Origin of the sequence: Confluentibacter sediminis (genome assembly GCF_003258355.1) — a bacterium.
Classification (GTDB): Bacteria; Bacteroidota; Bacteroidia; order Flavobacteriales; family Flavobacteriaceae; genus Confluentibacter; species Confluentibacter sediminis.
Genome location: NZ_QKPO01000027.1, coordinates 39,982 through 50,289 on the forward strand (window position 1 = coordinate 39,982; position 10,308 = coordinate 50,289).

Annotated in this window: 8 protein-coding genes, 1 tRNA gene and 1 pseudogene; 5 read left to right on the plus strand and 5 right to left on the minus strand. The window is 30.8% G+C overall.

All coding sequences use genetic code 11. From position 1 onward, the window contains the following. Position 1 precedes the first annotated feature (1 nt). Genes DKT72_RS17170 through DKT72_RS17180 form a run of 3 tightly spaced genes read right to left on the minus strand, consistent with a single transcriptional unit; the run spans position 2 to position 2,929 of the window. Positions 2-1,978 (minus strand): PAS domain S-box protein, encoded by a 1,977-nt coding sequence (locus DKT72_RS17170; RefSeq protein WP_111309981.1) that lies wholly within the window; start codon positions 1,976-1,978, stop codon positions 2-4. Further along, a complete protein-coding gene (locus tag DKT72_RS17175; protein WP_111309982.1) occupies positions 1,978-2,517 on the minus strand; it encodes a heme NO-binding domain-containing protein in 540 nt (179 codons plus the stop codon). Before DKT72_RS17175 ends, DKT72_RS17170 begins: the two co-directional genes overlap by 1 nt. Before the next feature lies 1 nt (position 2,518). Further along, entirely contained in the window at positions 2,519-2,929 is a 411-nt protein-coding gene (locus tag DKT72_RS17180) for a response regulator (protein ID WP_111309983.1), read from the minus strand. Between the two features lie 475 nt (positions 2,930-3,404). On the opposite strand from DKT72_RS17180, the gene DKT72_RS17185 reads away from it, so the two are divergent. From DKT72_RS17185 to DKT72_RS18890, 5 genes and pseudogenes are all read left to right on the plus strand, one after another. Then, a tRNA-Arg gene (locus DKT72_RS17185) sits at positions 3,405-3,478 on the plus strand. 415 nt (positions 3,479-3,893) lie between these two features. Then, complete coding sequence (locus DKT72_RS17190; protein ID WP_111309984.1) at positions 3,894-5,003, plus strand: glycosyltransferase family 4 protein; 1,110 nt, start codon at positions 3,894-3,896, stop codon at positions 5,001-5,003. Positions 5,004-5,033: 30 nt separating this feature from the next. After that, entirely contained in the window at positions 5,034-6,887 is a 1,854-nt protein-coding gene (locus tag DKT72_RS17195; RefSeq protein WP_111309985.1) for an ABC transporter ATP-binding protein, read from the plus strand. Further along, positions 6,874-8,151, plus strand: coding sequence for a glycosyltransferase family 4 protein (locus DKT72_RS17200; protein WP_111309986.1), 1,278 nt, complete (start codon positions 6,874-6,876; stop codon positions 8,149-8,151). The genes DKT72_RS17195 and DKT72_RS17200 overlap by 14 nt, the downstream gene beginning before the upstream one ends. 133 nt (positions 8,152-8,284) lie before the next feature. Next, a pseudogene (locus DKT72_RS18890) lies at positions 8,285-9,083 on the plus strand (IS982 family transposase); the annotation flags it as partial. Positions 9,084-9,360: 277 nt separating this feature from the next. Here the strand turns inward: DKT72_RS18890 and DKT72_RS17215 are convergent. Continuing rightward, positions 9,361-9,678 carry an ABC transporter permease gene (locus tag DKT72_RS17215; protein ID WP_162623356.1) on the minus strand — a complete coding sequence of 106 codons (318 nt, stop codon included), beginning with the start codon at positions 9,676-9,678 and terminating at the stop codon, positions 9,361-9,363. A 41-nt stretch (positions 9,679-9,719) separates the two neighbouring features. Then, on the minus strand, positions 9,720-10,244 hold the full coding sequence (locus DKT72_RS17220) for a hypothetical protein (RefSeq protein WP_162623357.1): 525 nt from the start codon (positions 10,242-10,244) through the stop codon (positions 9,720-9,722). Between the last annotated feature and the right edge of the window lie 64 nt (positions 10,245-10,308).

The following is a 10,308-nucleotide window of genomic DNA, read 5'->3' on the forward strand; positions in this document are numbered from 1 at the left end:
ATTATTTTTTTAATGTAAAATAAAAAGTAGTTCCTTGATTTATTTTACTTTCCAACCATATTTTTCCTTCATGCAATTGAACAATTTTTTGAACAATAGATAAGCCTATTCCTGTGGAATCCTTACTTTTTTTAAGTGAATGAAACACTTTAAATATTTTATCGTGAAATTGTTCTTCAATGCCTATGCCATTATCTTGAATGGAGAATTGATAATAATCATCAAAGTCTTCAACGGAAATATTTATAATACCATTTTCTTTATCCATAAACTTGATAGCGTTGCATATCAAGTTTTGAAATACCTGCTGTAATTTTGTTTTATAGCCGTTAATTTCCGGCAAAGGTTTAATGATGTTTATTGTTATAAATTCCGGTGTATATAGCATTTTAATTAAGTCTGTCACAACCTCATTTAAATTAACAGCCTCTTTATTATTTTCATCAGAACTAATACTGGAATACATTAAAATATCGGATATGAGTTGTTCCATTTTTTCAACGGTTTCCTCAATAAGGTTGAAATTTTGCAGGCTAGTCTTATCTAATTTATCTTTATTATCTTCCTTTAGCCAGCTCACCAAGGCATTAATACTTCGCAAAGGTGATTTTAAATCATGTGAAACAATATGAGCATATTCTTGTAATTCATCATTACTTTTAGCTAGTTGCCCTAATAATCTTTCTTTTTGAAGCTCCAGATTTTTAATGTCTGTAATATCTAAACTGATAGCTATGGCTCCTACCATCTCACCTTTAAGATTATAATTTGGAGCAACACTGATGAGCCAATGGCGAATCTCACCTTTTTTTGTTTTTATTTTTATTTCGTATGAGTTTGATTGACCTTTTTTACGATTTTCCATTTCATCATTTAACTTTCCACGATCTTCTTCGATAGGGAATAAGTCACTCCCAATTTTGCCTATCAGTTCTTTTTCCGAGTATCCAGACATTTCACAAAAACTTTGGTTTGTCAATAATATCTTATTATCATTGTCAACCTCAATCAAACCCAAATCCATGTTGGCAATAATGTTACCGTATTTTTCTTTTTGTGTCTCTAAACTTTTTCTATAGTTTCTATTAAGGGTTACATCTGTATATTTCCATAAATGTCCTTTGTATGTGTTTTTTTCATAAATAGGGATATAATCGCGTTCTAAAATAGTACCATTAACCATTTTTACCTCATCACTTAAAACCTTTTTTTTGATTTTCACAATGTCATTAATTCTACTAACAAAACCCTCTGGGTCTTCAAAAAGTGATTTACTTTGTTCGGCAGAATGAGAGCAATCTTGTCCAACTAAAAAATCCGGACTTACAGGGATATTAAATAGTTCACAAAATTTAGTGTTGGTCAGTACTATTTTTCGATTTTCATCTTCTAATAGTACACCGCTTTCTAAATTTTGAATTAAAATTGCTAATCTGTTTTCAGATTCAATTAATTGTCTTTCGGCTTCTTTCTCTTTTGTGATGTCTCTTACGATGCCTTGCGCTGCTACAGCTATACCTTGATCGTAAATAACACTGGCATTGATGTGAACCAACAAGTTTTGATTGGTTTTAGTTATAATATTAACATGGAAATTTGTTACAGCACCTTCTTTGAAAAGTTTTTTGAAGGTTTCTTGAACACGTTCAACCTCATTAGGGGGAACCATATTCATCAAGTTGAAATTCTCTTTATTATGTTTGAAACCAAGGAGGGAAACGGCTGCGTCATTCATTTTAAGGATGTATCCAAAAAGATCGATGATGACATAGGCATCTACAATGTTTTCAAAAACACCTTGTAGTTGGGAATCTGTTTTGTTTAATAAAGCTTGTAGTTCTGAATACGATTTTTCTAACTTATGTTTAGTATCATATAATTCAGCAGCTTTATCTTCCAATATTTTTTCAGCTTGTTTTCTAGCCGCTTTTTCGCGAGCTAGTGCACGTTCTAATATGTCAATTTTATGTTGACTCATTAATTTTTATGAATTATAAACCTCACTTCTGTGCCATCTTCTTTGATTTTTTCCAATTTTATTGTGGCTGTACAATTAAAATGTTCAAACGTTTTGTTCATTAATCCCAATCCAAAATGATGCATGGCTCTGCTCGATTTGTAAATCATAATTAATGAATTGTGCGTTTTTTCAAGAACTTCAAAAGTTGGTAATTCTGCATCTGGATAAATTTTCCTAACTTCAACATGAATATGGTTTTCTATGGAAGAAAGCATCTCAATAGGGTCGTGGTAAATAGCGAAAAGCCCAGGGTAGCTTTTTTCTAAAACATGAAAAAAATGTTCTGCATACACAAGTAATAGATCATCAATTGATATGGAAGTGTTTTCACTTAAATGCTGTAGCAGTTGAAGCATTTCTGAAAATTTGTAAGTACCAATGGAGGTATATGCCCCATGGGATTCTAATTTGGACTGGTTAATGATTTTATCAACCATTTCCAAACCAAATTTATCTTCAACTAAATCTAAAAATTCAGTAAAAACAATACCTTTCATGTTAAATTTGTTTTAGTTCGTTGATGCTCCAATAAGCTAAAAGTTTTTCAATTTTAGAAACATACTCTTCATATTTTAAAGGTTTTAAAACATATCCAGCAATTCCTATTTTATAACACTCCAACAAATCTCTTTGATTATTTGAAGTTGTTAAAATGATGGTTGGTATGTATTTTAAAATAGGGTCATTTTTTAAAATACCTAAAAACTCAATGCCATTAATTTTTGGCATGTTTAAATCTAGTAAAATTATGTCAGGTAATTCATCTTTTTTTTCTAAAATTTTTAACGCTTCTTCGCCATTAATCGCCTCAATAATTTTATGGTTAAGTTGAAGTGACGAAATTGTTCTATTTAATTTCATTACTTCAATCATATCGTCTTCAATCAATAATATGGTCAGTGTTTTCATTTCAATACAGCATTTGTGCAAAATATCATTTAAAATTAGCAATATATACTTAATTTGAAATTTCTATTTCGGTTGATTGTACTTTATGTGTAGTCGAGTGGTAGGAAAGTATAGACCAATAGTAATGGGCGAGACAAATATTTATAAAACCTCTAAAAAAAATAATTTAGTTTGAGAATAATGAGAATAATTTTAACCATTCCGTGCTGATATAAAACTACTTAATTCTAAGATTTATTTAAAAAATAATTTAGATATAAAATTATGTTGCAATTCATATTAATTTATCTTGTTTTATAAATAATACTAAATTATATTTGCACCGTTCTTAAAATAAGGGCAAATAAAAACAAAAGTTCTTAACAAATAAGTTACTTATTCGGTTGCCAAAAAGCAAATGATTTTGTAACTATCTGATTGTTAAAAATATATGTTTTGTGAGGGCTATCTGCCACACCCACATTTTTTGAGTTAGGGGCTCTTAGCTCAGTTGGATAGAGCACCTCCCTTCTAAGGAGGCGGTCAAAGGTTCGAATCCTTTAGGGCTCACACAAGCGGAGAATTGATTAATATTAATCGGTTCTCCGCTTTTTATTTTCGATAGATACTGTGATATTAGAGGAATCTTAGAGAAAATAGAATTTATTTTATTGGTCTTGGACTTTGCCATTTATTTTGTATAGTATAGCCCAGAGGTAAAAATTAAGTTTTGGATTTCCACTTTTTGATTCATTATTTTTAGTCTGTTTTTAAATGGTATATAAAATTTTATTCCAGTCTTATCAGAATCAAACATATTTTAACGACCGTTAATTATTCAAAGTCTTCAATAATTTCAAAATAAAGAAAGCAACCTTTTTTCTTTTTTTCATCTACAATGTATATTAATATTTTCAATGTTAGGTAAATTAAAATGATCCAAACACTTGAAACTTATTAGTAAAACCTATGAAAAAAGAAAAAAATGATATCTACAAAAAAAACAAGTTCCTCTAAAACCATTTTTCTAGAAACACACAATTTAAAAAACTTACACAGTGGTTTTGGACAATTCAATTTTAATTTGGCAAAAGCCTTAAGTCATGAAACTGAATTTTTAAAAGACCATGACATCATTCTAAATTGTAATAATAATCAAGTCAAAGACGAGTTAAGAAGCCAAATCTCCTTTAATAAGTATTTGCCTATAACAAGATATCCTCTTTTTAGAATAAGGAAAAATTTCAGTCTGTGGCATTCTGTAAATCAGAATACAAAAATAGAACCTGCTTCAAAGGAAATCCCATATTTATTAACAGTACATGATGTGAATTTTTTAGAAGAAGAGTCAGGAAAACGACTGGATTTTAGGATAAATCAGCTTAAAAGCAAAATTCAAAGGAGCGCTTCTATTGTATATGTTTCAGAATATGCCAAGCAACAGACACATGCTCATTTTCATATTCCTGACATCCCTGAATATGTGATATATAATGGAAATAATTTTAATAATAGTTTGATAAATAACTTAGAGAATAATCATCCTAAGTATATTCCAAATAAACCATTTATTTTTTCAATTGGACAAATAGTTGAAAAAAAGAACTTCCATACATTAATAGAAATGTTGAGGTTTTTAAAGGATGTAGTTCTCATTATAGCGGGCAAATTGAAAACCACGTATACTGAGATTCTCAAAGAAAAAATACAGCATTATAAGTTAGAAAATAGAGTTGTTTTATTAGGAAATATTGCAGAATGGGATAAAATATTCTATTATAAAAATTGCGTTGCCTTTGCTTTTCCCTCTTTACGAGAAGGTTTTGGGCTTCCTGTGCTAGAGGCTATGACTTTTGGTAAACCCATATTCCTTTCAAATAAAACGTCTTTGCCAGAGATAGGGGGACCTCATTCTTTTTATTGGGATAATTTCGATGCGGAAGATATGGCCCATGTTTTTGAAGCAGGGATGTCCAAATTTGAAGACAATAAAGATGTGTTCAAATCGGCGTATGTCAATCGCTCCCAACAGTTCACATGGGAAAAAGCGGCCAAAGATTATGTACGTGTTTATGAAAACATTTTAGAAAAATAATACCAATTTATTATAATCAATACTTAATAGATGAAAAACTTCAAAAGGTTTTTTAAATACCTTATACCCTATAAAAAATATCAAATGTTAAGCATCCTGTTTAATATTTTGTATGCCCTTTTTTCCTCAATTTCCATGCTTTCCCTTTTGCCCATGATAAAAATTCTGTTCGATGAAGGGGAAAAATTAAAAGAAAAGCCCGTTTTTCATGGTATTAAAGATTTTGATTTAAGTTATTTCGAAGATTACCTTAATTATTTTATAACAACCAAAAATGATTCTCAAGGTCCTTTAATCACATTAATAATTGTTGTCTGCTTCGTCTTGAGTACATTTTTACTTAAAAATATTTTTAGTTATCTATCCATATTATACATGACTTATTTGAATAATGGTATTTTAAAAGATTTGAGACAAGATGTTTACGACAAAATTATAAGTTTGAATGTAGGTTTTTTTGCCAATGAACGTAAGGGAGACCTTATTGCTCGTATGACTTCGGATATCAATACAATAAAAGTCTCGTTCATGGGTGTTTTAATGATGGTTAGAGAACCTTTAACCATTCTTTTCACTCTGGGAGGTATGTTTGCAATCAGTTGGAAATTAACCCTTTTTGTACTCTTTTTTATTCCAATTTCTGGATTCTTAATTTCTAAAGTAAGTAAAAATATTAAAAGTCAATCTGGAGATATTTTTGCTATGGAAGGACATTTATTGTCCAATATAGAAGAAACATTGGGAGGTATAAAAATCATTAAAAATTTCACTTCAGAGAGCTATTTTTCAAAAAAGTTCAAGGATTTTACGGAAAACATTAATATGCTCAATAACTCAATCGGTAAAAAAATGAGCCTCTCTGCTCCTGCAAGTGAGTTTCTAGGGATTCTAGTCATTTCAGTATTGTTGGTTTACGGAGGCTCGTTAGTGCTCATTGATGGCTCTTTGAGTGGCGGTGCTTTTATAGCTTATATGGGTCTTGCATATCAAATTTTAACCCCTGCCAAAGCTATAACTAAAGCCAATCATGCCTTGCAGGGAGGGAATGCTGCTTATGAACGCGTTGCGTTTATTTTAGATGCAGAAAATCCCTTAAAAGATAAAGAAAATGCTCAAGTAATTAATGAATTTAAACAAGAAATAAAGTTTACTAATGTATCCTTTAAATACAAGGAAGATTATGTTTTGAAAGATTTTAACCTTACTATTCCTAAAGGAAAAACTATAGCTTTAGTGGGTGAATCTGGAAGTGGAAAATCTACTTTAGCAAATTTAATGACCCGTTTTTACGATGTGCATGAAGGCAGTATTACGTTTGACGGTATTAATATAAAAGATGTTACTACCAAGTCCTTAAGAGCACAAATGGGTATCGTGGCTCAAGACTCCATTTTATTTAATGATACTCTAGCCAACAATATATCCTTAGGTATAGATGAACCTAAGGAAGAAAAAATTATAGCTGCCGCAAAAGTAGCAAATGCTCATAATTTTATTTCTGAATTTCCCAACAAATACCAAAATAATGTAGGTGATGGAGGCTCTTTGCTATCTGGAGGGCAACGCCAACGCATAGCCATAGCTAGAGCCGTCATGAAAAACCCTCCGATTATGATTCTAGATGAAGCAACTTCAGCCTTAGATACAGAATCCGAGAAATTGGTACAAAATGCACTCGAGAATATGATGGAAAACCGGACGTCTTTAGTAATTGCCCATAGACTTTCTACTATTCAGAATGCCGATCTTATTGTGGTTATGAAGAGAGGTCGCATTGTGGAACAAGGTACTCATGAAGAATTATTGAACATGAATGGAACTTATGCACATTTGGTTTCATTACAATCTTTAGAAGTAAATCAGGTATACCATGAAAACATCTGAAAAAGGACTTAATATAGTTGGCTATACAGAGAGCATATTTGGTTTAGGAGAAGCTGTAAAATTGAATATTAAAGCCGCTAAAAAACTCGATATACCTGTTAATATTATAAATTATGAAAAAATTAAGAAGGGTGTTAATTATGATTACAACTTCAATTATGCTGTTAATTTAGTACAAGTAGGCATGAATGATCTTGATACATTTTTCAGGGTCATTGATCCCGAATTTTTTAACAATTCGTATTCCATTCTTTTTTTAATGTGGGAATCAGAAAATATACCTTCAAAATTTAAAGCAACTATAAATCTGTTCAATGAAATATGGACAGCTTCCACCTATTGTAAAGATATTTTTAAAAAGGTATATCAGGGGCCGATACTAATCGTTCCCCATCCAGTGGAATTAAGTCTTAAACCTAAACAAAGCGAAAAAGCCTATATTGTTTTTGATGAGAAAAGGTTTAGCTTTTTATTTGTTTTTAGCTATCATAGTTCTATGGAAAGAAAAAACCCCTTCTTTTTAATTGAGGCTTTTATAAAAGCTTTTGGCACGAATGATCATGTGGAACTCATCATAAAAACCGTTGGAGGCCAGCAATTCAAATCGACTAAGAAGAAATTACATCAATCTATTTCTGGTCACGATAATATTAAGATTATTGATAAGGAACTAGATAAAAATAGCTTAAATCACTTAATAAATGATTGTGATTGTTATGTTTCAATGCACCACTCTGAAGGGTTTGGACTGACTTTGGCTGAAGCTATGTATTTAGGCAAACCTACCATAGCCACTAATTATTCAGGGAATACAGAATTCATGGATGACAGTAATAGTTTTTTGGTGGATTATGAACTTGGAATGATTAAAAACCCTGATAGTAATTTTTCCTCAAACACCATTTGGGCCCATCCTGATATTCTATCTGCAGTTGATACATTAAAAGAGGTTTATTATAATGCAGATTTAAGAAAAGAGAAAGCCATAAATGCTAGGCTCTCTGTTCGAGAAAAATTATCATTTTATTCTGTGGGCGCTATAATGAAAGAGCGGATAAATCATATTTATGAGAATTGTGAAGGATTGGAAGTTAATGAAAAGCAAAAAGAATACTTATTAAATCAGTTGCAACTCGCCACAATAGATATCAAACATCTTCAAAGAGAAATTAGAAGAATGAAAAAAAACATACTTATCAGAATGATCCTATTTTTAAAAGATAACATTAGAAACCTAAAAAAGGTAAAATGGTTTGTTGAATGAATGTGTCAAAAAACATACGTCCGGATTTTTTTTGATAATTTAACGTGAATAATGGAATAATGGATAAGAAAAAGAGTGTTTTAATTTGTATTAATATCTGATATTCATCATTTTAATAGTGTAAAATGCTTAAATGTTTAGGGGCAAAGTTACAGAATTCTTTGTGAACTTGGACGATTTTCAGCGAGAATCCAATCAAAACATGGAAAATCATCCAAAATTAGTGGACACACAGGTTAAAAGGCGAAATAGAAAGGGCAAATTATCAGATTCTGAGATGATAAGTATCTATCTGCTTTTTTATTTTGGGCAGTTTACAAACTTTAAACATTTTACCTGCAATATGTTTGCGAGCATTTAAATGGGCTGTTCCTTAATCTGGTGAGCTATGAACGTTTTATGGAGCGCCAAGAAGGAGTGCTGCTGAGGGGTTGGGCAAATCAAGAGGGGTCAATTATATTGATTCTACCCTTATCAGGGTATGCCATATCAAAAGAGAGAAACAGAGCAGAGTATTCAAGAATATAGCAGAAAAAGGAAAATTCACAATGAGCTGGTTCTTCGGCTTCAAACTCCATTTGATCATTAACGACAAAGGAGAACTTTTATCCTTTTACCTTACCAAGGGTAATGTGGATGACAGGAACATTGAGCTTATGACCGCCATGGCAAAAGAAGTCTTTGGTAAATTGTTTGGGGATAAAGGCTATATATCACAAGTCCTTTCTGAGCTTTTATTTCAAGAAGGTATTCAGCTTATTACTAAAGTAAGGAAGAACATGAAAAAGCAAAACCTTTCTGATGTGGATTCTATCCTATTAAGGAAGAGGGATTTGGTAGAATCTTTAAACGACGAACTTGAGAACATCTGTAAAATAGAGCATACTATACATCGGGGCAGCTTAAACATTATTCACGTTAATTTAATAAATCGCTATTAAGAAAAACAAAAAAATCATTTAAAATCCTTCTTTTTATCTATACTTTTATAGGTAAATGTATCTAATTTTAAGACCTCTATAGAAGAATAAATAAAAAGTTTATTTTATTTAAATAATAGTGAAATTAATATCAGAAACTGAAAGCTATGAAAGGAATATTTAAGCTATGTCCTGGGATTTAACGGAAAATTTTTAAAAAACTATAGGGCTTTTAATTGATTGAATTTTTGTAGACTGATTTTATATTGTAAAACATATTCTTAATTATTTATTCATCTCTTAAGCTTTCAACTGGGTTACTAATAGCCGCTTTATAGGTTTGCCAGCTAACCGTTAGTAAGGCGATAATTAATGAGATAATGACAGCAATGGCAAAAACCCACCAATCTATACTGGTCTTGTAGACAAAATTCTCTAACCACTTTTTAATCGCATAATAAGCCATTGGGCAGGCAATAATAAATGCAATAACAGCCCATTTAATAATATCTAAATTTAGCATCATTAAAATTTCTTTAATGGTTCCTCCATTTACTTTGCGAATACCAATTTCTTTAGTTTGCTGCTGGGTTTTAAATAGTGACATGCCAATTAAACCAAGCACTGTAATTAATATAGCTATAGCGGTTAGTAAAAGATGGTTTTTTGAAATGTTTTTTCTTTCCCATAAAAAGTGTCTTTTACAGTCTCTAAATAATCCGGATCAAAATATCGTTTGCGAGCATTCTCCATGCTGCCCATAAAATTTATCATTTCCAAATCACTATAAGTAGGATCAAAAATATTTGCTAAACCTTCATTTTGATTGCCAAGTAAGGTTTTGACTATTAATGTTGCTTTATCCTTTTTATTAGAATCATATGAAATTATTATAGAGTTGCCTTCTTCTTCTTTATAAACTTTAAAGATTATGGGTCTTATAGAATTTTGCAGTGTTTCAAAATTAAAATCTTTAACAATGCCAATAATAGTTCCCAAATTTGTTTTTTTACCTATAGGGTTTTCTAATTCCAAAACCTTAACGGCCGTTTCGTTTAAAATAACAGCTTCTTTAGCATCGGTTGCATAAATCTCAGAAAAGTTTCGGTCTTCTTTTATTTTAATTTCATAAAAATCAAATAATTTAATTACACCCAACGGGAGTTTGCTCACAAACCCCATTTATTTCTATAAATCTATAGATTTTCTACAAATTAATGACATATGAGCTCATAAA